The sequence below is a fragment of the Pollutimonas sp. M17 genome, assembly GCF_025836975.1.
Lineage (GTDB): Bacteria > Pseudomonadota > Gammaproteobacteria > Burkholderiales > Burkholderiaceae_B.
Genome location: NZ_CP107548.1, coordinates 87,681 through 112,734, shown reverse-complemented (window position 1 = coordinate 112,734; position 25,054 = coordinate 87,681). Strand labels below are relative to the sequence as shown.

At 63.3% G+C, this 25,054-nt stretch carries 21 protein-coding genes; 15 read left to right on the top strand and 6 right to left on the bottom strand.

Going from position 1 to position 25,054, the window contains the following annotated elements; genetic code table 11:
- The first annotated feature begins 44 nt into the window (after positions 1–44).
- Both OEG81_RS00475 and OEG81_RS00470 read left to right on the top strand, forming a co-directional pair.
- Positions 45–1,652 carry a peptide chain release factor 3 gene (locus tag OEG81_RS00475; protein WP_264130725.1) on the top strand — a complete coding sequence of 536 codons (1,608 nt, stop codon included), beginning with the start codon at positions 45–47 and terminating at the stop codon, positions 1,650–1,652.
- 78 nt (positions 1,653–1,730) lie between these two features.
- Entirely contained in the window at positions 1,731–2,381 is a 651-nt protein-coding gene (locus OEG81_RS00470) for a hypothetical protein (RefSeq protein WP_264130724.1), read from the top strand.
- 154 nt (positions 2,382–2,535) lie between these two features.
- Here OEG81_RS00470 and bfr read toward each other — a convergent pair whose 3' ends face one another.
- From bfr to rpoN, 3 genes are all read right to left on the bottom strand, one after another.
- The gene (bfr, locus tag OEG81_RS00465; RefSeq protein WP_264130723.1) at positions 2,536–3,012 is read right to left on the bottom strand and encodes a bacterioferritin; all 477 of its coding nucleotides are present in this window, start codon (positions 3,010–3,012) and stop codon (positions 2,536–2,538) included.
- Positions 3,013–3,367: 355 nt separating this feature from the next.
- Positions 3,368–3,643: a (2Fe-2S)-binding protein gene (locus OEG81_RS00460; RefSeq protein WP_264130722.1), complete on the bottom strand. Its 276-nt coding sequence runs from the start codon at positions 3,641–3,643 to the stop codon at positions 3,368–3,370.
- A gap of 112 nt (positions 3,644–3,755) precedes the next feature.
- Positions 3,756–5,159, bottom strand: a complete 1,404-nt coding sequence (gene rpoN, locus OEG81_RS00455; protein ID WP_264130721.1) for an RNA polymerase factor sigma-54 — start codon at positions 5,157–5,159, stop codon at positions 3,756–3,758.
- 14 nt (positions 5,160–5,173) lie between these two features.
- Here rpoN and OEG81_RS00450 point away from each other — a divergent pair, with 14 nt between their 5' ends.
- The 8 genes from OEG81_RS00450 (at position 5,174) to OEG81_RS00415 (ending at position 14,713) form a co-directional block, all read left to right on the top strand.
- Positions 5,174–5,734 (top strand): hypothetical protein, encoded by a 561-nt coding sequence (locus tag OEG81_RS00450; RefSeq protein ID WP_264130720.1) that lies wholly within the window; start codon positions 5,174–5,176, stop codon positions 5,732–5,734.
- A gap of 316 nt (positions 5,735–6,050) precedes the next feature.
- Positions 6,051–7,742 (top strand): 2-isopropylmalate synthase, encoded by a 1,692-nt coding sequence (gene leuA, locus OEG81_RS00445; RefSeq protein WP_264130719.1) that lies wholly within the window; start codon positions 6,051–6,053, stop codon positions 7,740–7,742.
- A gap of 1,107 nt (positions 7,743–8,849) precedes the next feature.
- The gene (locus tag OEG81_RS00440; protein ID WP_264130718.1) at positions 8,850–9,887 is read left to right on the top strand and encodes a LacI family DNA-binding transcriptional regulator; all 1,038 of its coding nucleotides are present in this window, start codon (positions 8,850–8,852) and stop codon (positions 9,885–9,887) included.
- The gene (locus tag OEG81_RS00435; protein ID WP_264130717.1) at positions 9,865–10,659 is read left to right on the top strand and encodes a phosphodiesterase; all 795 of its coding nucleotides are present in this window, start codon (positions 9,865–9,867) and stop codon (positions 10,657–10,659) included. The genes OEG81_RS00440 and OEG81_RS00435 overlap by 23 nt, the downstream gene beginning before the upstream one ends.
- Positions 10,660–10,662: 3 nt before the next feature.
- A complete protein-coding gene (locus OEG81_RS00430) occupies positions 10,663–11,724 on the top strand; it encodes an ABC transporter ATP-binding protein (RefSeq protein WP_264130716.1) in 1,062 nt (353 codons plus the stop codon).
- Positions 11,725–11,736: 12 nt separating this feature from the next.
- Positions 11,737–13,032: an ABC transporter substrate-binding protein gene (locus OEG81_RS00425; protein WP_264130715.1), complete on the top strand. Its 1,296-nt coding sequence runs from the start codon at positions 11,737–11,739 to the stop codon at positions 13,030–13,032.
- A gap of 5 nt (positions 13,033–13,037) precedes the next feature.
- Positions 13,038–13,916, top strand: coding sequence for a carbohydrate ABC transporter permease (locus OEG81_RS00420; RefSeq protein ID WP_264130714.1), 879 nt, complete (start codon positions 13,038–13,040; stop codon positions 13,914–13,916).
- The gene (locus tag OEG81_RS00415; RefSeq protein WP_264130713.1) at positions 13,913–14,713 is read left to right on the top strand and encodes a carbohydrate ABC transporter permease; all 801 of its coding nucleotides are present in this window, start codon (positions 13,913–13,915) and stop codon (positions 14,711–14,713) included. Before OEG81_RS00420 ends, OEG81_RS00415 begins: the two co-directional genes overlap by 4 nt.
- Before the next feature lie 88 nt (positions 14,714–14,801).
- Here the strand turns inward: OEG81_RS00415 and OEG81_RS00410 are convergent, their stop codons facing one another.
- Positions 14,802–15,119: a hypothetical protein gene (locus tag OEG81_RS00410; RefSeq protein ID WP_264130712.1), complete on the bottom strand. Its 318-nt coding sequence runs from the start codon at positions 15,117–15,119 to the stop codon at positions 14,802–14,804.
- Positions 15,120–15,156: 37 nt separating this feature from the next.
- Entirely contained in the window at positions 15,157–15,504 is a 348-nt protein-coding gene (locus OEG81_RS00405) for a DUF1840 domain-containing protein (protein ID WP_264130711.1), read from the bottom strand.
- Between the two features lie 96 nt (positions 15,505–15,600).
- Between OEG81_RS00405 and OEG81_RS00400 the strand changes: the two genes are divergently transcribed.
- The 4 genes from OEG81_RS00400 to OEG81_RS00385 all read left to right on the top strand — a co-directional run bounded on the left by OEG81_RS00400 (position 15,601) and on the right by OEG81_RS00385 (position 22,563).
- A complete protein-coding gene (locus OEG81_RS00400; protein ID WP_264130710.1) occupies positions 15,601–19,296 on the top strand; it encodes a phospholipase effector Tle1 domain-containing protein in 3,696 nt (1,231 codons plus the stop codon).
- A gap of 162 nt (positions 19,297–19,458) precedes the next feature.
- Complete coding sequence (gene argS, locus OEG81_RS00395; protein WP_264130709.1) at positions 19,459–21,144, top strand: arginine--tRNA ligase; 1,686 nt, start codon at positions 19,459–19,461, stop codon at positions 21,142–21,144.
- Between the two features lie 9 nt (positions 21,145–21,153).
- Positions 21,154–21,864 (top strand): SPOR domain-containing protein, encoded by a 711-nt coding sequence (locus OEG81_RS00390; RefSeq protein WP_264130708.1) that lies wholly within the window; start codon positions 21,154–21,156, stop codon positions 21,862–21,864.
- 69 nt (positions 21,865–21,933) lie between these two features.
- On the top strand, positions 21,934–22,563 hold the full coding sequence (locus OEG81_RS00385; RefSeq protein WP_264130707.1) for a thiol:disulfide interchange protein DsbA/DsbL: 630 nt from the start codon (positions 21,934–21,936) through the stop codon (positions 22,561–22,563).
- 573 nt (positions 22,564–23,136) lie between these two features.
- On the opposite strand, the gene metC is transcribed toward OEG81_RS00385, so the two are convergent.
- Complete coding sequence (metC, locus tag OEG81_RS00380; RefSeq protein WP_264130706.1) at positions 23,137–24,333, bottom strand: cystathionine beta-lyase; 1,197 nt, start codon at positions 24,331–24,333, stop codon at positions 23,137–23,139.
- A gap of 65 nt (positions 24,334–24,398) precedes the next feature.
- Here metC and OEG81_RS00375 point away from each other — a divergent pair, with 65 nt between their 5' ends.
- Positions 24,399–25,025, top strand: a complete 627-nt coding sequence (locus tag OEG81_RS00375; RefSeq protein ID WP_264132659.1) for a LysE family translocator — start codon at positions 24,399–24,401, stop codon at positions 25,023–25,025.
- The last annotated feature ends 29 nt before the right edge of the window (positions 25,026–25,054 follow it).

The window sequence follows — 25,054 nt, the reverse complement described above, 5'->3', positions numbered from 1 at the left end:
CCGGACGCTGCGGCCTCGGAAGCGACACACGCTAAAATCACGTCATGAGCATTACCCAAGAAGTCGCGCGGCGACGCACCTTTGCCATTATTTCCCACCCCGACGCGGGCAAGACCACCCTGACGGAAAAGCTTCTGCTCTTTGCGGGCGCGATCCAGATCGCCGGCAGCGTCAAGGCCCGCAAGGCCAGCCGCCACGCCTCGTCCGACTGGATGGAAATCGAGAAGCAGCGGGGCATTTCAGTCGCCTCATCGGTCATGCAGATGGAATACCGCGACTGCGTGATCAACCTTCTGGACACCCCGGGCCACCAGGACTTCTCCGAAGACACCTATCGCGTCCTGACCGCCGTGGACGCGGCGCTCATGGTCATCGATGCCGCGAACGGCGTCGAGCCCCAGACCATACGATTGCTGCAGGTCTGCCGCGCGCGCAACACGCCCATCATCACCTTCATCAACAAGCTGGACCGCGAGGTGCAGGAACCGCTGAACCTGCTGTCCGAGATCGAATCGCACCTGGGCATGGACGCCGTGCCGTTTTCGTGGCCGGTGGGCATGGGACGCTCGTTCGGCGGCGTGTTCGACATACGCCGCAACCGCATGCGCGTGTTCCGGGCCGGCCAGGAAAGGCGCGGCGACCAGGATGAGCTGATCGACGGCCTGGACAACCCGGCCATCGCCCAGCGCTTTGGCGACGCGTTCGCCAAAGCCAATGAGGAAATCGAGCTCATCAACGCCGCCGCCCCCGAGTTCGATCACGCCGCCTTCCTGGCCGGCAAGCAGACACCGGTCTTCTTCGGATCGGCCATCAATAATTTCGGCGTGCAGGAGGTGCTGGACGCCCTGGTGGACCTGGCGCCCAAGCCGGGCTCGCGCAATGCCCTGCAACGCGAGGTACAGCCGGACGAGCCCAAGTTCAGCGGCGTGGTATTCAAGGTCCAGGCCAATATGGACCCCGCCCATCGCGACCGCGTGGCCTTCGTGCGTGTCAGTTCGGGCCGCTTCGAACGGGGCATGCGCCTGAAAGTGGCGCGCACCGGCAAGGAGATGCGGCCTAACAACGTGGTGTCCTTCTTGTCGCAGCGTCGCGAGTTGCTGGACGAGGCCTATGCGGGGGACGTCATCGGCATTCCCAACCACGGCGTCCTGCAGCTGGGCGACGTGCTGACCGAGGGCGAGAACCTGCAGTTCACCGGCCTGCCCTTTTTTGCGCCCGAACTGTTCCAGGCGGTCGAAGTCAAGGACCCGCTGCGCACCAAGCAGCTGCGCATCGGCCTGACCCAGCTGGGCGAGGAAGGCGCCATACAGGTGTTCCGTCCCGACGCGGCCGGCGGCGCCCTTTTGCTGGGCGCCGTGGGGCAGCTGCAGTTCGAAGTGGTCGCCCACAGGCTCAAGACCGAGTACGGCGTCGAAGCCCGCATGATGCCTTCGCGTTACAACATGGCACGTTGGTTTACAGCCGAAGATCCCAAAGTCTTGCGAAAATTCATGAATGCCAATGCCGCGAACATCGCCTATGATGTCGTCGATGCCGCCGCGTTCCTGGCTAGTTCGCCGGCGCAGTTGCGCGTGGCGCAAGAGCTGTATCCCGGTATTGAATTTCACGCCATGCGCGAACACGGAGGCCAGGTTTTTGGGCAGAATACATAAAGGATGCCGTAATCCGCCGTTTTTTCCTGCGGATCCCAGCCTTTATACTGGGCATCCTTTTCCAGACTGAAGGTAAACATGTCCTGGCGATTCATTTTTGCGATCTTGGTACTGGCCGCGGGCGCGTCCGCCTGGGGCGGGTTGCGGCTGGGCGACTGGCTGGTCGCCCACGGCCCGGTGGCGCCCACCCCGCCCGAGCGCCCCGAACTTTCCGACGTGCCCGTGCTGGATGCCAATGGCTTGCCCTATGTGGCCCAGCCCCCTCAGCCGCTGCTCAACGGGCAGCAAGGCGTGCCTGAAGCCCCCACGGCCATTGCATGGCAAATACCCGAAACATCGCTGGATGAAACCACATCCAACCCCGCCATCGACGTGGCGACCACCACCATCACCATGGGCGAGGCCCAGCTTATCGCCCAGGCCAACAATGCCGCGCCCGGCCTGCAAGGCATTGCCGATGTCGGCAGCCTTGGACTGGGCGCATCGGCCTCCCCCGGCCAGAAAGCCCCCTTGCAGCCCATAGAAGTCGCCCCACCGCCGCCTCCGCCGCCCGTGGCGGCCAGAGGGAACAATCAGGCCTGGCAGGCCAGCCTGCGCCAGGATCTCCAGGCCTGCAGCGCCCAGGGCTTTTTCGACCGGCCCAGCTGCGCCTGGGCGGCACGCAACAAGTACTGCGAACCCAACAACGCCTGGGGACGGGTGCGCGACTGCCCCGCCAAATCGTTTTAAACGCCGGAACATCGATCGGGACATCGCCGATCTCAAAGAAAATCCCCGCTGCGCAGACACACAGCGGGGATTTTCCCGTACGGATGCTTGACCCGCGGACGGTTGCGCTTGCATGCCGGCAAGCACCGTCCGGGCCTGGATGCAGCCGGTCTTCCTATTCCAGTTCGCCCATCTGCGACTGCAGGTAGTTTTGCAGCCCCACCTTCTGCACGAGCTCCATTTGCGTTTCCAGCCAGTCGATGTGCTCTTCGGTGTCATTCAGGATGTCCTGGAACAGATCGCGTGACACGAAATCCCGCACCGATTCGCAATAGGCCATGGCTTCCTTCACGGTCTCTTGCGCGGCGGATTCCAGCTTGTGGTCACAGGACAGGATCTCGGGAACATCCTCGCCTATCATCAGTTTGTGCAGGTCCTGCAGATTGGGTAAACCATCGAGCATGAAGATACGTTCGATCAGGCGATCGGCGTGCTTCATCTCGCCGATGGATTCGTCGTACTCATGCTTGCCCAGCTTGTCGAAACCCCAATGGTTCAGCATGCGGGCGTGCAGAAAGTATTGATTGATGGCCGTCAGCTCGTTCTTGAGTTGCGCGTTCAAATGCCGGATAACGGTGGTGTCGCCTTTCATGGCCGTGCTCCTGAAACTAAGGGATGGGTCGATAAGCCATCGACGCCGGGCCGCTGGGCTCGGGACGTCAGGCAAGTCTTGCTCGACCATAAGCCTAACATGGCAATACGCCTTTTTCAGCGGGCCGGCGGGCGAAAAGCCCCTGCTGCGGGAAGCCCAGCGGCCGCTGCGTGAGAACAGGAATGAATTGACTTATTAATACCGTTACAGCGCAAAAAGCCTCATGCGCAGGCGAGCCGTGCGCCGGCTCCTGAAAAAAACGGTATTTCAAGGGGGGAAAGTGCAAAAAATAGCGGGCGACTTCGCGCTGCACAGCCCAGCCGGAGGCTGAGTCGCTATTTTGTTACGAAATGATTCAGGCGCGGCGAATGGCGACTTCGACCATGACGGCAGCGGCCGGAAGCTCGGAATCGTTCGCGGCCTCGGTAACCAGCGTGCCTGCTTCCTGGCGTATGGATGCCTGGCCCGCATAGCGGCCGCCCGGCAGATATTCGCTGGCCGTTTCGGCGCAGCAACCGCAACATGCCGCCACACCCAACTGCCCTTGCAAATCGGACAAGGTGCTGGCCCCTTCAGCGACTGCCGCCTGAACCTGCCGTTCAGTGATGGCATTACAGATACAAATGAACATGAGAATAATTATCATCCAACGCCACGAAAAAATCAAATCGTTTGGATGATTCGGCGCGACGGCCGGGGGAGTTGTACCTTCCCGGCAACGCCGGCCTTGGCCAAGACGGTCGTCAGCGGCTCTCCAGGGCCGCACGCGCCTTGCGCAGGATGGCCGGCTCTATGCCGGCCGCCTCGCGATACTTGGCCACGGTGCGCCGCGCTATCACCACACCCTGATCGGCCAGGCGAAGCGCAATCTGATTGTCCGACAGCGGCTTGGCGCCCGACTCCGCGGCGACCAGCTTCAGGATCAGCGAACGCACGGCGGCGGCCGATGTCGACTCTCCGCCGTCAGTTTGCAAGGCTGCTCCGAAGAACCCTTTCAGCTCGATGACGCCCCAAGGAGTCTGGGCATACTTCTGCTTGGTCGCCCGCGATACCGTGGACTCGTGCAGCTCCAGCTCCTGGGCGATATCCCGCAGCACCAATGGGCGCATGCCCGCGGCTCCGTTTTCGAAGTAGCCCTGCTGCCTGTCCACGATCGCCTGGGCCACGCGCAAGACCGTCACGAAACGCTGGCTCACGCTTTTGATCAGGCCGTGCGCCTGCTGAAGCTGGCTCTGCATGGCCGGCGCCGCCGGTCCCTTGCCCAGCAGGTCCTCATACACCGCATTGATGCGCAACCGCGGCATGGTGGCCGGATTGACCCTGGCCACCCAACGCTTGCCCACTTTGTTGACCAGCACGTCCGGGGTGATGTAGTCGGCCGTCGAAGCGGCCCAATCGCGCGCCGGCTTGGGCTCCAATTGCAGCAAGACCGCGTGCGCGGCGCGCAATACGGCCTGGTCACAGGACAGCGCATCGCGCAGCCTGATCAGATTGCCCGTGGCCAGCAGGCCCAGATGGTGGCGGGCGATGGCGCGGGCGCAAGCCAGCACCTCGGGCTCCAACGTTCTCGATGCCGCCTCGAGGTAGTCCAACTGCAGGCACAGGCATTCGCCAAGGGATCGCGCGCCCACACCGGGCGGATCGAACGACTGCAGCAGGCGCAAGGCGGCATGCAATTCTTCGGGTTCGACCGCGAGTTCCTCCGGCAGGCAGGCAAGCACGTCATCCAGCGATGTCGGCAAATAGCCGTTCTCGTCCAGCTCCTGGATCAGGAGCGTGATCAGGGCACAGTCGCGCGCCTCGGCGCGCGTCAGGCGCAACTGCTCCAGAAGATGGTCCTGCAGGGTCTCCGCCAGGGCCGTCTCGGGCCGTGTGGGCTCGTCATCCGCGCCGCCGCCATTGCGGCCGGACATGCCCGGCGTCGCCCAGCGATCTTCCTGAGCCTGCGCTTCGTCGGCTACCGTATCCGGCGTATCGGTGTCATACTCTTCCTCGCGCTCGAGCAAGGGATTTTCCAGCAAGGCCTGCGCCACCTCCAATTCCAGTTCGTGCGACGACAGCTGCAGGAATCGTATCGATTGCTGCAGCTGAGGGGTCAGCGCCAATTGCTGGTGCTGGCGAAGTTCCAAGGATTGACGCGATTGCATTTTAAAATACGAGTATGAAACCAAATTCCCTGCAAGCACAGTCTGCGCCCACATCCCGGGATCGTACCCTGCTACGGAACACCTTGCTGAAGCTGACCGCCATGCAAAAAATCGTGTGCGTGGCGGTCGTCGCGGTGGTGGCCCTGGTCTGGTACGACCTGTTGAACCGTGTGGTGGCGTTCGGCCGCGGCATCGACTATGAAGGCCTGCACGCGCTGGGCGTCCAGGCCGTGGCGCTGCTGAAGCAATACAACCCCTTCTTCTGGTGGGCCGTCGTAGCGCTGTGCACGCTTATTATTGCCTATTTTCTGTATGGCTTCGTGCAGGGCGTCCTGCGCCGCGGCCGCGCCAAGATAGTCGGGGAAGACACCATACAGATGCTGGCTGCGCAGTTGTCCGAACCGGCGCGGGAAGTGTTGCGATGGTCCTGGCAGGATCGCCGCGAACCCGTCACCGTGGGCGATTTGCAACGCGCCGCCGCCGAGTTGCGCAGCGGCCGAGCCGCAAAAATCGCGCTGGCGCGGCGTCAGGCCGCCATGCTGGACGCTACGCACATCGAAGAGGAAGTGCAATAAAACTTGCCAATGCGCCGTAAATATGGTTGACTATCGCCATGCAAGCCCAACACGCTTCCCTCTTTGATGCCCACGCCAGCAGCCATGCTGCGGGTGGCGCATTGCGTGTTTCGCGCAAGCCCTTGCGCGTTTCCTTGCTGTCCTCGCTAGCCCTATCGCTACTGCTACCGATCGGTTGCCGGGCCTAGCGTCGCGTGGCAGTTCGGCAGCCTGTTTTTCGCCACATCCCCATCCAATACCGTCATTGAAGTTCAAGAGCCCCCATTGCGGCTCCGGTGATTGCGACCCGCCTATTCCGTTATACAAAGGTGTACCCATGATTTCCAATCCGTCCCATAAATACCGTCCGTTCGTACCCTTCGCACGCGACTTTTCCGAACGCACATGGCCCAGCAAGCGCATTACCCACCCTCCCATCTGGATGAGCACCGACCTGCGCGACGGCAACCAGTCCCTGATCGAGCCCATGAGCGTCGAACGCAAGCTTCGCTTCTTCGAACAGCTGGTCAAGATCGGATTCAAGGAAATCGAAGTCGGTTTTCCATCGGCTTCGCAAACCGACTTCGATTTCGTACGGAAGCTGGTCGATGAAAAGCGCATACCCGACGACGTCACCATCATTGTCCTGACGCAGTCGCGCGAAGACCTGATCCGCCGCACGGTGGAATCGGCCGCCGGCGCCAAGAAGGCCATCGTCCACCTGTACAACGCCTGCGCCCCGGCCTTCCGCAAGATCGTGTTCAACATGAGCAAGGACGAGGTCAAGGAAATCGCCTTGAGCGGCACACGCCTGGTCAAGCAGTTCACCAGCCAGCATCCGGAAACCAGCTGGCGCTACGAGTATTCCCCCGAGGTCTTCAGCACCACCGAGCCGGAATTCGCCCTGGACGTGTGCAATGCGGTGACCGAAGCCTGGCAGCCCACGCCGGACTCGAAGATCATCTACAACCTGCCCGCCACGATCGAGGCGACGACGCCCAATATGTACGCCGATCAGATCGAATGGATGCACAACAACCTGAAGCAGCGCCACAGCATCGTGCTCAGCGTGCACCCGCACAATGACCGCGGCACAGCGGTGGCGGCCGCCGAGCTTGCGGTCATGGCCGGCGCCGACCGCATCGAAGGCTGCCTGTTCGGCAATGGCGAACGCACCGGAAACGTGGACCTGGTGACGCTGGCCTTGAACCTGTATACGCAAGGCATACATCCGGGGCTGGATTTCTCGGACATCGACGAGGTCCGCCGCTGTGTCGAGTACTGCAATCAGTTGCCGGTGCATCCACGCCATCCGTACGCAGGCGACCTGGTCTTCACGGCCTTCTCGGGTTCGCACCAGGATGCGATCAAGAAGGGCTTTGCCCGCCAGGAAGCCGATGCGCCCTGGGAAGTGCCTTATCTGCCCATCGACCCGGCGGATCTGGGCCGCAGCTACGATGCGGTGATCCGCGTCAACAGCCAGTCGGGCAAGGGCGGCGTTTCCTACCTGCTGGAGCAGGAGCATGGCCTGGTATTGCCGCGCCGCCTGCAGATCGAGTTCAGCCGCGCCATCCAGCGCGTGACGGACGAAACCGGCGCGGAGGTCACGGCCAGCAAGGTGTACGATATTTTCTCTGACGAGTACCTGGAGGTCGAGCAGACCTGGAAGCTGATACGCCACCGGATCACCGGCGACCCGAAAGCGGGCGCGGGCAATCAGTTCGTGATCGAGGCCGAGGTCGAGGAAAACGGCCGGGTGCGCAATCTGGTGGGCCGCGGGGATGGCGCGATTTCGGCATTCGTGAATGCGCTGGACAGCGATGTGAAGATCATGGACTACCATGAACATGCGATCGGCACGGGCACGGACACGCGCGCAGCCTGCTATGTGGAGTTGCGTGTGGGCGAGTCGGCGACGGGCTTCGGGGTGGGGATACACGGGGATATCGTGACGGCGTCGTTCCTGGCTATCCTTAGCGCTGTGAACCGCCATGCTGTTGCACAGAAGGCGGAAGCGATGGCGGCCTGATCCTGCCTGGCTTCTTTGCCGTTCGGTTTTGTGGCTGGATGGTATTGATTAAGCGCCCTGGTTAAAAGCCGGGGCGCTTTTTTTGTTGCCTATCTTTGGTTTCTTGAGATGGTGCGGCTAGCCTTCATCATCATCTTTGGTTTCTTGAGTCGGCATGGCTGGCAGGCCGGGGCTGTGCTCCCATCGCTGCGGCCCTTCGGGCTTCCCTTGTCCCGGCTTTCCATCGGGGGACGTGCGCGAACTCACATAAAATCAGCCCCCGGCTGATTTTATGTTCAAACAGCGCGCACTCTTACGCCCCCGCTTCCAAGCCAGGCCTGCGGCTTGCTCAACGGTCGCCCAGCCCCGGCCTGCCAGCCACACCTCAAGGCAAGGCATGATGCGAACGTATCCAAAGGTGGGACGTAAAGGCACCTGCAAGCAAGTCACCACACCCTCATAATGCATGGGCATCTTCAGCACAACTCGACGACGAAGGCCTGGCCGAATCCTTTGCTCATGTGGTCGGGCATCGCCGCCCTCTCGGCCGATGCATGCCCAGTCCGAACGTCTCTGGCCGCGCCGCCCACAGGGCGCGGTCAGGGACAGCGCAAGAGCTCTTCAAACAGCCAACGTCACCGCAAAAAAACGCCAAGCACCCAACCCGCCCCGACAGAGCCGCGCATCTCAACGACGCAGCCTGTGGGGTGGCTGGGGTCGGGCGGCGGCGACTTTCGGGGCCGAGCAAGCCGTACGCGAAGGGAGCACGTACGTGCGCACGAGCAAGGCGATGCGGTGTTCGGCGCGCAGGCGCCGAACCGGCCACGAGGAGCAGAGCCCGATCCCAGCCATCCCGCAGGCGTCAATAGAAGAGAAGGGAGACCTGGAATTTCGTGCCCAGACCCAAGAAGATGAGCCATAACAAGAGAGCAACAAAGAAAAGCATCGGGCGACTCCCCAGCCAACAAGGCCGCCCCGAGAAAACCCGCGGCTCAAAAAAGAACAGCCATAGATCCACCATCTACGGGTAATCACTGTAATACGCCCGCAATACTTGATGTCTAATATGAAAACGTTTTCATCAAACCTTTACCGGTTGGGAGGGGCGTTTTGGACAGCAAGCGGCGCGTGAATCCGATCTCCATATTAAGGATCGCTGACGAAGCCGGCGTATCGCCTGCAACGGTCTCGCGCGTGTTCAACCGGCCCGGGCTCGTCCAGGCCGACACCCGTGAGCGTGTGCTGGACATTGCCGGCCGCCACGGCTTTCGCCCCAACCGCCTGGGCAGCAGCTTGCGCTCCGGTAATACCCGCACCCTGGGGCTCGCCCTGCCCACCCTGTCCAATCCCGTGTTCGCCGACTGTTTCGAGGGCGCCGAAATGCGCGCCCGGCAGTCGGGCTACAGCGTCATGATGACGGCCACGCATTACGATCCGGACCTGGAAACCGATGCCGTCCATCGCCTTATCGACCACCAGCTCGACGGCATCATCCTGACGGTCGCCAATGCGCGCGCCAGCTCGGTACTGAAGATGCTGAAGCGGCACGGCATGAGCTATGTGCTGGCCTACAACGAATCGACCGTCCATCCTTGCGCCGCCGTCGACAACTACGCCGCCGCGTCCGACATGATCAAGCATCTGGCGCAACTGGGCCATCGGCACATTGCCTTCGTCAGCGGCCCGCTCAATCTGTCGGATCGCGCCAGGTCGCGGCTGGCCGGCGCCAGGCATAGCGCAAGGGAATTGGGATTGAAGCGCGTCCAGCATGTCATCATGCCCAGCCACACCGGCTCGGACACCGCCGCCGTGCGCGACATCCTGCAATCGGCGGCGCGGCCCAGCGCCCTCTTCTGCTCCAACGACCTGCTGGCCACCGCCGTCATCTCCAGCATCAAGGAGCTCGGCGGATCGGTGCCGGGCGATATCTCCGTGGCCGGCTTCGACGGCATCCGCTATGGCGCCTTCATGTCGCCCAGCCTGGCCACGATCGAAGCGCCGGGCTATGAAATCGGCAAGGCGGCCTGCCATCTTCTGCTGCAACAGATCGAGCAGCGCAGCACGGGCAGCGCACAGCTTCCACACAGGCTGATTACCGGCGCCAGCGTCGCCGCGGTGCCAGCGCCCCCCAAAAGGAAGAGCCATGCTCATCGCGCAAATCAGTGACCTGCATATCCAGCAGGCGGGCAAGCATAGCGCGCTGATACAGGCCGAGCGGCACCTGGCCGCCTGCGTCAGTGCATTGAACCGGCTGGATCCGCGCCCCGACCTGGTGGTGGCCACCGGCGATCTGACCGAGCACGGCCGCGCGGACGAATACCAGCTGCTCAGGCCTCTTCTGGAACAACTGGACATTCCCTTCCTGCTTATTCCGGGCAATCACGATAGCCCGGCCGCGCTGCGCGCCGCCTTTCCCGGGCATCGCTATCTGGACACCGGCTTTCCCTTCATGCAGTACACCGTCGATACCTGGCCGCTGCGCATCGTTGCGCTGGACACCACGGTTCCGCGCAGCAGCGCCGGCGAGCTCTGCGCCATGCGCCTGGCCTGGCTGGCCGACGCGCTGGCCCAGGCGCCCGAACGCCCCACCGTCATATTGATGCATCACCCGCCTTTTGAAACCGGCATCAGGCTGATGGACGACCTGGGCCTGCTGCAAGGCCGGGAAGCATTCGCGGAAATCATTGCACCGTATCGCAACATCGAACGCATTCTGTGCGGCCATCTGCACCGGACCATCATGTGCCGCGTGGGCGGAGCCATCGCATCCACCTGCCCCGGCACCGCCCACCAGATCGAATTGACGCTGGACGATGCCGCCCAAGACCTGAATTTCAACTTCGAGCCGCCGGGCTACCAGCTGCATTGGCAAGGCCCGCAAGGGTTGGTCACGCACCATGCCCTGATCGGCGAGTTTCCCGGCCCCTATTCCTTCTAGCCCATGTCTACGATCATCCTGGATAACGTCACAAAACAGTTTGGCAACGCACCGCCGGCCGTCGACCGGATCAGCTTCGAAGTGGAAGCCGGAACGTTCGCCGTCCTGCTGGGCCCCTCGGGCTGCGGGAAATCGACCACCCTGCGCATGATCGCGGGCCTGGATACGCCGAGCTCGGGCCGCATACGCATAGGCGGGGACGATGTGACCGACCTGCCGCCTTCCAGGCGGAAGATCTCCATGGTCTTCCAGTCCTACGCGCTGTTTCCGCATCTGTCGGTAAAGGAAAACATACTGTTCGGCCTGAAGGTGCGCAAGGAGCCCGTCGCGCAGCATAAGCCGCGCCTTGCGAAGGTCGCCGCGCTGCTCGGTCTGGAAAAGCTGCTGGACCGCAAGCCTTCGCAACTGTCGGGCGGGCAGCAGCAGCGGGTGGCGCTGGGCCGCGCTGTGATTTCGGAAGCGCCGGTCTGCCTGATGGATGAGCCCTTGTCCAACCTGGACGCCCAGTTGCGGCATGAAATGCGCCGTGAAATCCGCGCGCTGCAACAAAACCTGGGCATCACCATGGTGTACGTCACCCACGACCAGACCGAGGCCATGAGCATGGCGGATCGCGTGGTGCTGCTGAACGGCGGCCACGTGGAGCAGAACGATACGCCGGACAAGCTGTACGGCATTCCCAGTTCCGAATTCTCGGCCCGCTTCATCGGCACGCCGCCCATGAATTTGCTGACCCTGGATGCGCAAACCCGCCGCGACCTGGGCGGCTTGGGCCAGGTGCTACAAGCCATGCCGGAGGGAGCGGCCAAGCTGGGCATACGTCCGGAACATATTGCCATAGACACCACGGGCGGCGTCATGGCCACCGTCGAGACCGTCGAATACTTCGGCGCCGATTCCATCGTGGTGTGCACGCTGGGAAGCAATCCGGGCATCGCCGTCCGCGCCGCCGGGCATTTGCGTGCCCACGCCGGCGAAAAACTCATGCTCCGCTGGAGCCCCACGCAGCAACATTTCTTCGACACCTCGGGCAAGGCGCTCCACCGCCCGCCCGCTCATTCTTGATAGGAAAACATCATGCGACGCACTTTCTTGAAAGCCCTTGCATTCAGCCTGGCGGGCGCCTTCTGCGCGGCTCCCGCCTGGTCCCAGGCCCAGCCTGTGGAAATCGAGTTCTACTACCCCGTTGCCGTCGGCGGTCCCATCACCAAGATCGTGGACGGCATGGTCGACGAGTTCGAAAAAAGCCATCCCGACATTAAGATCAAGTCCATCTATGCCGGCACCTACCAGGATTCCGTCGCCAAGGCGCTGACGGCGCACAAGGGCGGCCACGCCCCGCAACTGGCGGTGCTGTTGTCGACCGACATGTTCACGCTGATCGACGAGGGCGCCATCGTCCCTTTCGATCCGCTGGTTCAGTCGGATGACGACAAGAAATGGCTGGGCGGCTTTTACAAGGCCTTCATGGCCAACAGCCAGACAGGCGGAAAGACGTGGGGCATTCCCTTCCAGCGCTCGACCATCGTCATGTACTACAACAAGGACTTGTTCAAGGACGCCGGCCTGGATCCGAACGCGCCGCCAGCCACCTGGGATGAACTGGTCTCCCAGGCCAAGAAGCTGACCAAGACGGATGGCTCCGGCCAGGTAACGCAATGGGGCCTGGAGATTCCGTCGGGCGGCAGCTTCGCCTACTGGCTGTTCCAGGCGCTGACCACGCCCAACGACGCCATCCTGATGAACGAGGCGGGCAACCAGGTGTTCCTGGACAAGCCCGCCGTGGTCGAAGCGCTGCAGTTCTGGCACGACCTGGCCTACAAGCACAAGGTCATGCCCACCGGCACGATAGACTGGGGCACCACGCCCAAGGATTTCCTGGTCGGCAAGACGGCCATGATGTGGACCACCACCGGCAACCTGACCAATGTGCGCAAGAACGCCAAGTTCGACTTCGGCGTGGCCCCAATGCCCCGCGCCAAGCACGGCGGCAGCCCCACCGGCGGCGGCAACTTCTATCTGTTCAAATCCGCCACGCCCGAACAGCAGAAGGCGGCCTATTCCTTCGTCAAATGGATGACCAGCCCCGAAAACGCCGCCGCGTGGAGCATCGATACCGGCTATGTCGCGGTTACCCCGGCCGCCTGGGAAACCGACAAGATGAAAAACTACGTCAAGGAAGTGCCGACCGCCCTGGTGGCGCGCGATCAGCTTGAAGTCAGCGTGGCGGAGTTTTCCACCCACGACAACCAGCGCATCACCAAGCTGCTGAACGACAACATCCAGGCGGTGCTGACCAATTCGAAAACGGCGGAGCAGGCCATGAAGGACGCCCAGCGCGACGCCGACCGGCTGCTGCGGTCCTATAAATAAAGCGCATGAAGAACTCGTCGCTCAACGCGGTGTATGGCTGGCTGCTCCTGCTGCCGGCCATTACCCTGCTGGCCGCATTCACCCACTATCCGGCCCTGGCCACGCTCTGGCATAGTTTCTTCTCGACTCCGAAGGCCAATCGTCCGGCCGTGTTCGTGGGCCTGGAGAACTTTGCCGCCATGGGCGACGATCCCGTTTTCTGGCAAGCCTTGTGGAACAACCTGGCCTATGCTCTGATCACGATCCCGGTGTCGGTGGCGATCGCGCTGATCATGGCCTTATGGGTCAACCGCAAGCTGGCCGGACGCGGCTTCCTGCGGCTGGCCTACTTCACGCCCACCGTGCTGCCCATGGTGGCCGTGGCCAATATCTGGCTGTTCTTCTATACGCCGCAGTACGGCCTTATCGACCAGATCGCCGACTGGTTCAACCTGCCGGGCATGAACTGGCTGGGCAACCGCAACACCGCGCTGCCGGCCCTGATGCTGGTCACGATCTGGAAGGAGTCCGGCTTCTTCATGATCTTCTACCTGGCCGCCTTGCAGCAGATCTCGCCTTCGCTGCGCGAAGCGGCCCTGCTGGAGGGCGCCTCGCGCTGGCAGTACTTCCATAGGGTGCTGCTGCCGCTGCTCATGCCCACCACGCTGTTCGTGCTGATCAATGCATTGATCAATGCCTTCCGCCTGGTCGATCATGTACTGGTCATGACCAAGGGCGGCCCCGACAATGCCAGCACCTTATTGCTGTTCTACATTTATGAAGTGGGATTCAGCTACTGGGACACCTCGTACGCCGCGACCCTGTCGGTCGTGCTGCTGCTGATTCTTTCAATTACAGCCTTCATCAAGTTCCGCTGGCTCGACCGCAGGACACACTACCAATGACGCAAAAGCTCGATACCGTGGGCGCCTGGCTGCTGGGCATACTGTGGTTCCTGCCGCTGGCGTATACGCTGTGGGCGGCCTTCCACCCTTCCGCCTATTCGACCAACTTCGACCTGACCGCCCCGCTGACCTTGAACAATTTCATCGCGGCCTGGCATGCCGCGCCCTTTGCCCGCTACTTCCTGAATACCTTCATCCTGGTCACCATGGTGCTGGCGGCGCAACTGGTCTTGTCGACCCTGGCGGCCTATGCGTTCGCGCGCTTCGAGTTCAAAGGACGCGACCTGGTCTTCCTGCTGGTGCTTCTGCAGTTGATGATCATGCCCGATGTGCTGATCGTCGAGAACTACCGGCTGATGTCGTGGCTGGGGGTCCGCGATACCATTTTCGCGGTGGGCCTGCCTTATTTTGCATCCGCATTCGGCATCTTCCTGCTGCGCCAGACCTTCAAGACCGTGCCCCTGGAGCTGGAGGAAGCGGCCCGCGTCGAAGGCGCCAGCCGCTGGCAGATATTGCTGAAGGTGTACGTGCCGCTGGCCCGCCCCATATACGTGGCCTATGGGCTGGTATCGGTCAGCTACCACTGGAACAACTTCCTGTGGCCCCTGATCATCACCAATTCGGTGGAATCACGCCCCCTGACGGTGGGCCTGCAAGTGTTCGCTTCGACGGACCAGGGAATAGACTGGTCCATCATCACCGCCGCCACGCTGCTCAGCGCCGCGCCCCTGCTGATCGCCTTCCTGCTATTCCAGCGACAGTTCGTGCAATCGTTCATGCGCGCGGGTATCCGCTAGCGCGCTGCCTGGTTCGATCAGCCGGACAAGCACCAGGGCCGGCCCGCCTTTGGAGCCCGGTCGCATCGGTGGGGCTGGACGCGGCGGCTCAGAAACCCACGACCAGTCCCGGCAGATCCACCGTAATACGCGGCTTTTCCAGTGCAAGCGCCGCCTGCCGGGCGTATTCATGGGCCTGCTGTTCGTCCTGGGACAGCTTGGCATAGCCCAGCGCGTCGGCCACGCCCAGAATCTTGTCCAGCAGCAGCACCTTGCCGCTGGGGCGCAGCGGTTCGCAGCCCAGCCGTGTCCAGGTCGCGTCGAACCAGTCGCGCGCCGCCACCGGCGCCTGGCCCGCGGGATCGACGTCGGTCGTCAGTTCGAGCGACTGCCGGTTGTTGAAAATGATCGTGACTACACTGCGCATAGATTCTCCCATGAAGGCATAGGGCCAGGCGAATTTTTTACCACGTGGGCGCGGGTTCCCACATGACATCGGCATTGTGCTCGCGCGACAGACGCAGCATGGCCAGCAGGGGAAAGGCGCGGCGGCGAAAGCTGACCGGCTGGGCAATGGGATGCGTCTTGGAATCGTTGTCGTCCTGATGATCGTCGGGGAATTCGGACTCCGTATCGGTGGAAATGGCCTGCTCTATGCCTTTTATGGCGGCATCCAGCTGGTCGCGGGTGATGACGCCCCGTTCTGGAAGCGTATCGGTGTACGGCTTGCCGGCGGCCTTGAGTATGGGCAAGGCGTGTTTGGAGAACATCAACACTTCGGCGGCTGCTTTAGAGTGAAAGACGACTAGCATTTTCGGTTTCCCTCAATAGACACATTGATACACTACCCTATCTAAAGAGCGCTGCCAAGCAGCAAGATATCGGGGTTTTCTTTGTATGGAACCGCCATGTCCCGCATGCTCCGCGCCCTATTGCTGGCATGCCTTGCATGCCTGTCTGACGCCGCCCGAACGCAGGGCGCTTGCGGCCCCCCGCAGTTGGGTCCGCCCTGCGGCCAGGGCGGCGTTGCCGGCGCCGCCAACACCGAGCCCGGGCTTAGCCTGGCCGCGGGCAACCCCATACATCTGGTCACGGGCAACAAGTACCAGGAAGAAACCGACCTGCCCGCCCACCCCATGGCGCCGCAGCTCGAAATCCTGCGTCACTACAACGCGTTCGACCGGCGTCCATCGGTGCTGGGCCGGGGATGGGCCTTGTCCTACGACACGCGCTTGTTCCATGTCGGCGGACGCTGGCAGATCGTGCAGGCCGACGGCCGCCGCATCCAGTTCCGCCAGGCGGGCGGAAAACCTCTGGCCAATGCGCACGGCGTCCTTGCCGCCCACGGCAACGACTGGGTGTGGTCCTGGCCCGGCCGCAAGACCTTGCGCTTCAACCAGTACGGCTACCTGATCCGCATCCGTTCCGATGAGGGCGCAAACCTGTACATCCATCGCGCGGCGCCGTCCGGCCCCCTGGCCCACACCATCGAACGCATCGACAACGACGCCGGCACGGCGCTGCGCTTCGGCTACGACATCGTCGACGGGCGGGCGCGGCTCGATCACATCGATACCGTCCTTGGCCGCTTCCGCTATCGGTACGACGCCCTCATGCGACTGACCGGCGTCATACGGCCCGACGGCATGCAGCGGCGCTATCTTTACGAAGCCGAACGCCAGGCGGGAAACCCCTACGCCCTGACCGGCATCGAAATCGTCTCATCCGGCGAGCGGAATGCGGCCAGACTCAATACCTGGGCCTACGACGCACAGGGCCGCGCCATTCTTTCCATTTCGGGCCAGCCCGACAGCCCGGCCGGCAAAGTGGCGCTGCATTATGCACGCAGGCCCACCGCCGCCCAAAGCGGGCTGACCGTGGCGCGCAATGCCCAAGGCCGCGAAACCCGGTTCGAAACCGCTTTGGCCGGCGGCCGCCACGTGCTGACCCGGGTCAGCGGCGCCTCCTGCCCCGGCTGCGCACCTCCGGGCAGTCGGGCCCGCTACGATCAAGGCGGCCGCCTGCTGCAACTGGATGGCGCCGCCCTGCAGCGCGACGCGCAGGGCACGGTACGCGAAGTACGCCCGGGCACGCCAGGCTGGCCGGGGCTGGCGCTGCGCTATCACGCCAACGGCAGCCGCGCGTCCTGGAGCTCGTCGCTGACCGGCACCGAAAGCATCCGCTACAACCCGCAAGGCCTGCCGGGGCAACGGCTTTTCGCCAACGGCGATACCGTCCGCTATGAATACGACGCGCTTGGCCGCCCGCTGCGGCTGATCGAAAAAAACGCCCGGTCCGAACAGGTCAGCACGCTTTCCTGGCGTGGCTCCCTGCTGTCGCGCATCGATCATCCACACGAAACCGAGACGCGCGAACACGATGCGCACAAGCGCTTGGCGCGGCGCACGGTCAGCCGCGCAACGGCAAGCCCCAAACCCCTGCACTACACCGAATCGTTCGAATACGACGCCTCGCACCGCCTGTTGCGGCATCGGCTGCCCGAAGGCGGATCCCTGGAATACCGCTGGAACGATCAGGGGCGCCTGGCCGCCATGCTGTGGCACGATGCCCAGGGGGAGACCCACGTCGTCATCGACAGCGTGCCGGGCATGCCGGGATACCGCTATGGAAATGGACTGCAATTGTCCACGGCCCTGGACGACCAGGGCCGGGCCGACCTGCTGGCATTATCCGACCACGACGAGCCCGTCTGGCTGCTGCGCCACCATTACGACCCGCAGGGCCGCCTAAGCCAGGAACAGCATGTCATCGGCGATCACCGCGAAACCTGGCGCTATGCCTATGACGACCGTTCCAGGCTGGTCGGCGCGGAATGGTCCGGAACGCTCCCCGCAGGCAGGGCTGGCCGCCCAAGCGGCTCGCAGGAATCGGCCTGGTTTGCCTGGAACGACGATGGCTCCATGGCGGCGAAGCGGATGAACGGCTCCACCCGCATGCCATCCGTGCAACGCGATGCCTCCGGCCTGCCGCTGTCCGTCGAGGGCCATGAGCTCGATTACGGCCCCAATCGCCGGCTGGTCCGGGTACGCGCCCGGGGCGGGCTGCTGGCAAGCTATGTCCACAACGCATTCGGCCACCGCATCGCCAGGCGCGCACCGCAGGCCGACACCGATTACTTCTACCTGGACAACCGCCTGGTCGCCGAACGGCAAATCGACGATGACGCCGGCGCCGCAGCCGGGGCCGACCGCGACGATCAGGCGTTTGTCCTCAGCCGACGCTACATCTATGCCCACCACGCGCTGGTCGGCGTAATCGACTACGCCGCATCGGCGCTGTACTGGGTGCATTCCGACCTTGTCGGGGCGCCCAGGCTGCTCACCGACCGGCACAGGCAAATACGCTGGCAGGCCAGCTACAGCCCCATGGGTCTTGCAACACGTGTCGCCGGCGACCTGAACCTGGACATCCGCCTGCCCGGCCAGGTGTTCGATGCGGCAACCGGCTGGCATGACAATCTGCTGCGCACTTATCTGCCGCAGTGGGGCCACTACGCCGAGCCCGATCCCCTGGGCCCGGTGCCCGGCAACCAGGCTCTGGGCTATGCCGCGCAACAGCCCAGGCGCCATGCCGATCCGCTGGGCCTGCTGCTGTTCGCCTTCGACGGTACGCGTCAAAGCCCCGGCACACAAAGCAATATCTGGAAAATAAGCCAGGCCTATCGCGACGGCCCGGTCTTCTACCATCCGGGGCCCGGCAATTCCATGTACCTGGACTGGGATGCCATCACGGCGGGACGGTCGGCGCAGATCATCGAGAACCAGTGGCAGTCGCTGCTCAACACCCTGAGCCGGGACGGCGGCCTGAACGACCCCATCCCCATCGACATCATCGGATTCTCGCGCGGAGCGGCGCTGGCCAGGCATTTCGGCAACCTGATCAACCAGCACACCGCCGCAGGCCTGTTCTCGTACACCGATACGGTGCGCGGCCATGTCTCCGCCTGCATCGATATGCGCTTCATGGGCCTGTTCGACACCGTGGCGCAATTCGGGCCCACCGGGCTCAGGCGGCCCAATTACGACCTGACCATCGCCTCTGCCTGGCAATGGGTCGCGCACGCGGTCGCCCTGCACGAACGCCGCTGGATCTTCCCGCTTACCCTGGCCTCTGACGCCGACGGCCACAATATCGTCGAAGCCCCATTCATCGGGGCGCATGCGGACATCGGCGGGGGCGCGCTGCGCGGAGCCGACGGCCGGCCCACGACGCGCGGCGACCTGGCCGACGTGGCCCTTAACTGGATGCTCTGGCAAGCCCGCGCCGCCGCGGTCGGCTTCCATCCGCTGCCGGCGGACGACCGGGAAATCACCCAACCCATCCTGCACGACGAGCGCTCCGCCGCGCTGCGATCCGCCCAAGAGGGCGACCGCCGCGCAGACAACGCGGACGGCTCCACGCGGCATGCCTATCAGGACGATCACCCGCTGCTGGGGCGCGAAGCGCGGGCCCGCAGCGAAGCGCTGATCGCACGCCATGAAAACTGGCGCAGCCGCGCCGGCTCCGAGGTCGGCACGGTCGACATGTCGGGCTATGCGCAATGGCTGCACGACGAACTGGGATGGCCCGCCCTTGCCGCCTGACCAGGCCGCGCCCCGGCGCGGCCGGCGCCGGGGCAGCCCATACTCGCGGAAATCACGTTATCATTTGCATCTTCATGGCGTTTGCGCAGGGGCGCCAACCCAACGGCCCGCCAGATTCATCCGGGCCCGGCCACATATTCTTTTCGCTTATCTATTCGTCTTATGCTTCCAGGGCAACAACAACAGCTCATTTCGCTTATAAGGGCCGCCGTCGGCGCTATCCTGCCCCAGGCAACACCCACGGTTCTGCTCGAACGCCCCAAGGTCGCCGCCCACGGCGATGTCGCCTGCAATGTTGCCATGCAGCTGGCCAAGCCGGCCGGACGCAATCCGCGCGAGCTGGCGCAGCAGATCGTCGACGCCCTGCTGGCCAACCCCGCTACGCGGGAAGTCGTGGCCTCGGCCGAGATCGCCGGGCCGGGCTTCATCAATTTCCGGCTGGCCGTCGCGGCGCGCCAGGCCGTCCTGCAAGCCATTGCCCAGGAAGGCGCCCGCTATGGCCGGCTGCCGGCAAACGCGGAAAAGCTCATGGTCGAGTTCGTATCGGCCAATCCCACCGGGCCGCTGCATGTCGGCCATGCCAGGCAGGCCGCCCTGGGCGATTCGCTTTGCCGCCTGTTCAGTTCCCAGGGTTTCGACGTAACGCGCGAGTTCTATTACAACGACGCCGGCAATCAGATCGATAACCTGGCCATCAGCGTGCAGGCGCGCGCCCGGGGCATCGCCCCCGACTCGCCCGATTTTCCGGCGGATGGCTACAAGGGCGATTACATCGTCGACATCGCCCGCGACTTCCAGGCCAAATCCACGGTGCAGGCTTCCGACGGCGTGCCGGTCACGGCCACCGGAAATATCGACAACCTGGAAGACATACGGCTTTTCGCCGTCACCTATCTGCGGCGCGAACAGGATCTGGACCTGCAGGCTTTCGGCCTGAAGTTTGACAACTACTATCTGGAAAGCTCTCTGTACACCAGCGGACGCGTCGAAAAAACCGTGCAGGCGCTGGTTGCCTCGGGGCACACCTACGAAAGCGAAGGCGCGCTCTGGCTGCGCACGACCGAACTGGGCACGGGCGACGACAAGGACCGCGTCATGCGCAAGTCCGAAGGCGGCTATACCTATTTCGTGCCCGATGTCGCCTACCATGTGGCCAAATGGGAGCGCGGCTTCCATCGCGCCATCAACATCCAGGGCACCGATCACCACGGCACCATTGCCCGCGTGCGCGCGGGCCTGCAGGGCCTAGGTCTTGGCATACCCAAGGATTTCCCGGCCTACATCCTGCACAAGATGGTCAAGGTCGTGCGCAACGGCGCCGAAGTCAAGATTTCCAAGCGCGCGGGAAGCTACGTGACCCTGCGCGACCTGATCGAATGGGTGGGCCAGGATGCGGTGCGCTTCTTCCTGATCCAGCGCCGCGCCGACTCGGAGTTCGTCTTCGACATCGACCTGGCGCTATCCAAAAGCGAAGAAAACCCGGTGTACTATATTCAGTATGCCCATGCCCGCATCTGCTCCATGCTGGCGCAGTCGCCCGAGTTGGCCGAGCGCATACCGGCCGCCGCCGTCGACAAGCTGCTGGCGCCAACGGAGTTCGCCCTGATGCAGCGCCTGGCCGAATACCCCGGCACCCTGGCTTTGGCCGCGCAGGAACTGGCCCCGCATCACCTGGCCTTCTGGCTGCGGGACTGCGCCGCCGATTTCCATGCGTGGTACAACGCCGAGCGCGTGCTGGTCGACGACACCGATTTGCGGCTTGCGCGCTTGCGCCTGGCCCGCGCCACCGGGCAGGTTATCGCAAACGGCCTCGAACTGCTCGGGGTTTCCGCTCCTGAAAGGATGTAAGACACTTCTATGGCCCGCAACAGTCGCAAATCGTCTAGCTCCAAATCGGGCGGCAGCACGCTGTTCGGAATACTGATCGGCCTGATTGTCGGGCTGATCGCCGCCGTGGCGGTGGCTTTGTTCGTTACGCAAGTGCCCATGCCTTTCGTGGACAAGGCCAGCCGCGATCCGGCCAAGACATTGCTGCCCGACGTCCGGCAGGCGCCCGATCCCAACATCGGCCTGTACGGCAAGAACGGTCCGGCCGGCCTGCCGGCGACGGGGCCGACGGCCACCGCTCCCGCTCCATTGCCGGGCACGGCGCCGGCAGCGCCCGGAACGGCTCCCGCGCAAGACAATATCGGCAACCTGATCGCCAGCCTGGGCAGCGCCGACAAGCCCGCGGCCGGCCAGCCTGCTCCGGCCGCCGCTCCAAGCGCTCCGGCATCATCGGCCGCCAAGCTCCCCCCGGGCACCGAACCGCCCGCCAAGCCGGCCACGGCCGCCACCCAGACCACCTATTATCTGCAGGCGGGCGCTTTCCGTTCGGAAAGCGACGCCGAGGCGGTCAAGGCGCGCATTCTGCTGCTTGGGCTCCCCGCTCAGGTGCAGAAGGCCCAGGTCAATGGCGCAACGGTCAATCGCGTGCGGGTGGGGCCCTTCAAGGGCATAGACGAGATGAACCGTTCGCGCGCGCGGCTGGGCGCGGAGAAAATCGATTCATCGGTCGTCCGCCCTTGAACGGTCCGGCCGGCTGAACTTGTCGCTACGTTTGCAGTCTCAATGGCTTTGGTTTTCCTGGAAAATATTATGTCGCTCAAACATCTGCTTCTACGCGCTCTTGCCATTCTTGCCATCGGCTCCGGCGCATTGCTTTTGCCCGCAGCCAAAGCCCAGGCGGCCGATCGCTACGTTGTGGTTGAACCCGCCCAGCCCTCGGACACGACGGGCAAGATCGAGGTTCTGGAGTTCTTCGCCTATACCTGCCCGCATTGCAACGCCATCGAGCCCCTGGTTCAGAAATGGGCCAAGACGTTGCCCGAGAATGCGGTGCTGCGCCCGGTGCCGGTGGCATTCAATGCCAGCATGGAAGACCTGCAGAAGCTCTACTACTCGCTGGAAGCGATGAATCGCCTGGATCTGCACGACGATGTCTTCAAGACGATACATGTGCAGCGCAAGCGCATCTATGACGCGGATGCGATTGCGGACTGGGTGGCCAGCCAGGGCGTGGATCGCGAGGCCTTCATGGATGTGTTCAATTCCTTCGGCATCAAGTCCAAGGTGATGCGGGCGAACGAGCTGGCCAAGGCCTACAAGATCGAAGGGACGCCCAGCATTGCGGTGGGCGGGAAGTATGTGACGTCGCCGACGATGACGAACAGCTATGAAGGGACGATAGAAGAGGCGCAGAAGCTGCTGGAGATGGTGAGCAAGTAGGCTGCGCCTATGCTGTTGAGTAGTAACTTTTGTGCCGTTGCGCTGAAATCCTGCGCGGCTTTATTTTATTGCTCTTGGGTATTTTTATTTCAATACCTCATTCTCGTTCTTAAGTGGCGGCTGGTTCAGGGCGAGAGGGGCTAGACGCTTCCGATCCTGGCTGCGCCAGGATTTCCCGAGAAAACGGCCTTGAACGGGGTCGGGCGCGAACTCACAAAAAAACCAGCCCCCGGCTGGTTTTTTTGTTCAGACATGCGCGCCCTCTCAGGCCCCCGCCCAAGGCCATTTTTTCGGCGTGCGCGTAACCGCCCCTCCCGCCCTGAACCAGCCGCCTTTGATGAATATATTATTGAGGGATGCTTTTTCCGAGGCATGGCGCCATTAAATACCTGGAAGACAAATTCCCGGTTCCCAGCGACAACATCTGGAATCACCGATATCGTCTTTGTCGAACGGTTCGGCGAGCTGGCGGCCCTCGCTGGCTTTCATCACCCCATGCCCGACCCGTTTCCCTTGATCGATCGCCCCTCAGGAAAAACATAAGCTGACAGCGTAAGAGCGTTCTTTCGTCGCTCAGGCCTGGGCCTTGTCCAAGGCCTGAGCGATGTCCGCCGCCAGGTCGTCCGGGGACTCCAGGCCTATGTGCAGGCGGACCACGGCATGGTCATTGGGCTGCCAGTAGCCGTGGGGCTGCAATGCGGCGTGATCCACCAGTTGGACCAGGCTTTCGAAGCCGCCCCATGAAAACCCGATGCCGAACAAGGCCAGGCTGTCGACGAAGCGGCGGGCCGCGGCGGGGGCCAGCTTCAGTTCCACCGACAGCATGCCGTTGGAGCCGGTACAGTCGCGCTTCCAGATGGCATGGCCCGGGTCGCTGGGCAAGGCGGGGTGGTAGATGCGCGCCACTTCGGGGCGGGTGGCGAGGAAATCGCAGATTTCCAGCGCGTTCTGGGCGCTTTGGCGCATGCGCAGGGGCAAGGTTCGCACGCCGCGTATGGCCAGCCAGGCGTCGTCGGCGCTGACCGAGTAGCCCATGGCGTAATGGGTATCGTTGATGCGCTTGATGATGGACGGATCCCTGGCCATGACGGCCCCCAGCATGAGGTCCGAATGGCCGCCCACGTATTTGGTGCCCGCCACCACCGACATATCGGCGCCCAGGTCCAGCGGCCGATAGACATAACCCGATCCCCAGGTGTTGTCGGTAATGAGGACAAGCTTGTGCTTGCGCGCATACTCGGCCAGGGCGGGGATGTCCAGCATTTCGAACAGCAGCGATCCGGGCGATTCGATGTACAGCACGCGCGTATTGGGCCGCCGCTGCGCTTCCAGTTCGGACACGATGGCGCGGCAGTAGGACACGTCGATGTTCATGCGCGTCAGCACGGTCTTGTCCAGGTAGCGCACGGGGCCATAGGCGCAGTCGGCAATCAGCACGTGATCGCTGGCGTTCAGGACGCTCAACAGCGCCAGGGTGATGGCGCCCATTCCGGATGAGGCCAGGAATGCGCGCTCGGCGCCTTCCAGTTCGCAGAAGATTTCTTCCAGCGCCGCATGGGTTTCCATGCCCACGCGGCCATAGGTCACGCTGCGCTCGCCTCTGGCCTTGCCCGCCTGGGTCCGGTCGAGCACGTCCAGGTTCTGGAAGCGCACCGTGCTGGTCCGCATGGAAGGAAGCGCCACGGGAGCGGCTCCGGTGACCGGATCGAACTGGGCGGTGCCGGCGTGTTGCAACAGGGTATCCAGGTGGGCGGATGCGGATTTGGCCATGGTGTATCGTCAATGAGCGTTAGAATTTCAAGTCTCGATGATAATGTATCTTGCCCAGCCCCATCATGCTGACTTATGACGTAGCGCTTTCTTTCTTCGGGATTGCCGTGCTGCTGGCCCTGGCGCCCGGCCCCGACAACCTGTTCGTGCTGATGCAATCGGCCATGTGGGGTCGCACGTCCGGGATGTTCGTCGTGCTGGGGCTTTGCACGGGCCTGATCGGCCATACGCTGGCGGTGGCCGTGGGCCTGGCAGCCGTATTCGCGGCGTCGGAAACCGCCTTCACCGTACTCAAGCTGGCCGGAGCCGCCTACCTGGTTTATCTGGCTTGGGGCGCTTTCCGCGCGCCTGTTCAGACAGGCGGCGAAGAGAAGCCGCTGCGGCTGGGCAAGGCGCTGCTCTATCGGCGCGGCATCGTCATGAATCTGACCAATCCCAAGGTATCGCTGTTTTTCCTGGCCTTCCTGCCTCAGTTCACCAGCCCCGGGCGCGGATCGGTGGCGGCGCAAACCGTCAGCCTGGGCGCGCTGTTCATGGTGGCCACCTTGCTGGTCTTCGGCCTGATCGCCTGGTTCTCGGGAACCGTGGGCCAGCGCATGCAACGATCGCCCACCGCGCAACGCGTGCTGAACCGCGTCGCGGGCACGGTATTTCTGGGCCTGGCCTTGAAACTGGCCTTGTCCAACCGCTAGGAGCGGCGGCGCCCAGGGCGGGCGCCAGG

Bases quoted from the DNA above. Each gene is read 5' to 3' on its own strand.
- rpoN (WP_264130721.1), bottom strand. From the start codon at position 5,159: ATGCAATCGCGTCAATCCTTGGAACTTCGCCAGCACCAGCAATTGGCG.
- OEG81_RS00405 (WP_264130711.1), bottom strand. From the start codon at position 15,504: ATGCTAGTCGTCTTTCACTCTAAAGCAGCCGCCGAAGTGTTGATGTTC.
- argS (WP_264130709.1), top strand. From the start codon at position 19,459: ATGCTTCCAGGGCAACAACAACAGCTCATTTCGCTTATAAGGGCCGCC.
- OEG81_RS00390 (WP_264130708.1), top strand. From the start codon at position 21,154: ATGGCCCGCAACAGTCGCAAATCGTCTAGCTCCAAATCGGGCGGCAGC.
- bfr (WP_264130723.1), bottom strand. From the start codon at position 3,012: ATGAAAGGCGACACCACCGTTATCCGGCATTTGAACGCGCAACTCAAG.
- OEG81_RS00435 (WP_264130717.1), top strand. From the start codon at position 9,865: ATGCTCATCGCGCAAATCAGTGACCTGCATATCCAGCAGGCGGGCAAG.
- OEG81_RS00460 (WP_264130722.1), bottom strand. From the start codon at position 3,643: ATGTTCATTTGTATCTGTAATGCCATCACTGAACGGCAGGTTCAGGCG.
- OEG81_RS00415 (WP_264130713.1), top strand. From the start codon at position 13,913: ATGACGCAAAAGCTCGATACCGTGGGCGCCTGGCTGCTGGGCATACTG.
- leuA (WP_264130719.1), top strand. From the start codon at position 6,051: ATGATTTCCAATCCGTCCCATAAATACCGTCCGTTCGTACCCTTCGCA.
- OEG81_RS00400 (WP_264130710.1), top strand. From the start codon at position 15,601: ATGTCCCGCATGCTCCGCGCCCTATTGCTGGCATGCCTTGCATGCCTG.
- OEG81_RS00385 (WP_264130707.1), top strand. From the start codon at position 21,934: ATGTCGCTCAAACATCTGCTTCTACGCGCTCTTGCCATTCTTGCCATC.
- OEG81_RS00470 (WP_264130724.1), top strand. From the start codon at position 1,731: ATGTCCTGGCGATTCATTTTTGCGATCTTGGTACTGGCCGCGGGCGCG.
- OEG81_RS00410 (WP_264130712.1), bottom strand. From the start codon at position 15,119: ATGCGCAGTGTAGTCACGATCATTTTCAACAACCGGCAGTCGCTCGAA.
- OEG81_RS00420 (WP_264130714.1), top strand. From the start codon at position 13,038: ATGAAGAACTCGTCGCTCAACGCGGTGTATGGCTGGCTGCTCCTGCTG.
- metC (WP_264130706.1), bottom strand. From the start codon at position 24,333: ATGGCCAAATCCGCATCCGCCCACCTGGATACCCTGTTGCAACACGCC.
- OEG81_RS00375 (WP_264132659.1), top strand. From the start codon at position 24,399: ATGCTGACTTATGACGTAGCGCTTTCTTTCTTCGGGATTGCCGTGCTG.
- OEG81_RS00430 (WP_264130716.1), top strand. From the start codon at position 10,663: ATGTCTACGATCATCCTGGATAACGTCACAAAACAGTTTGGCAACGCA.
- OEG81_RS00425 (WP_264130715.1), top strand. From the start codon at position 11,737: ATGCGACGCACTTTCTTGAAAGCCCTTGCATTCAGCCTGGCGGGCGCC.
- OEG81_RS00475 (WP_264130725.1), top strand. From the start codon at position 45: ATGAGCATTACCCAAGAAGTCGCGCGGCGACGCACCTTTGCCATTATT.
- OEG81_RS00450 (WP_264130720.1), top strand. From the start codon at position 5,174: ATGAAACCAAATTCCCTGCAAGCACAGTCTGCGCCCACATCCCGGGAT.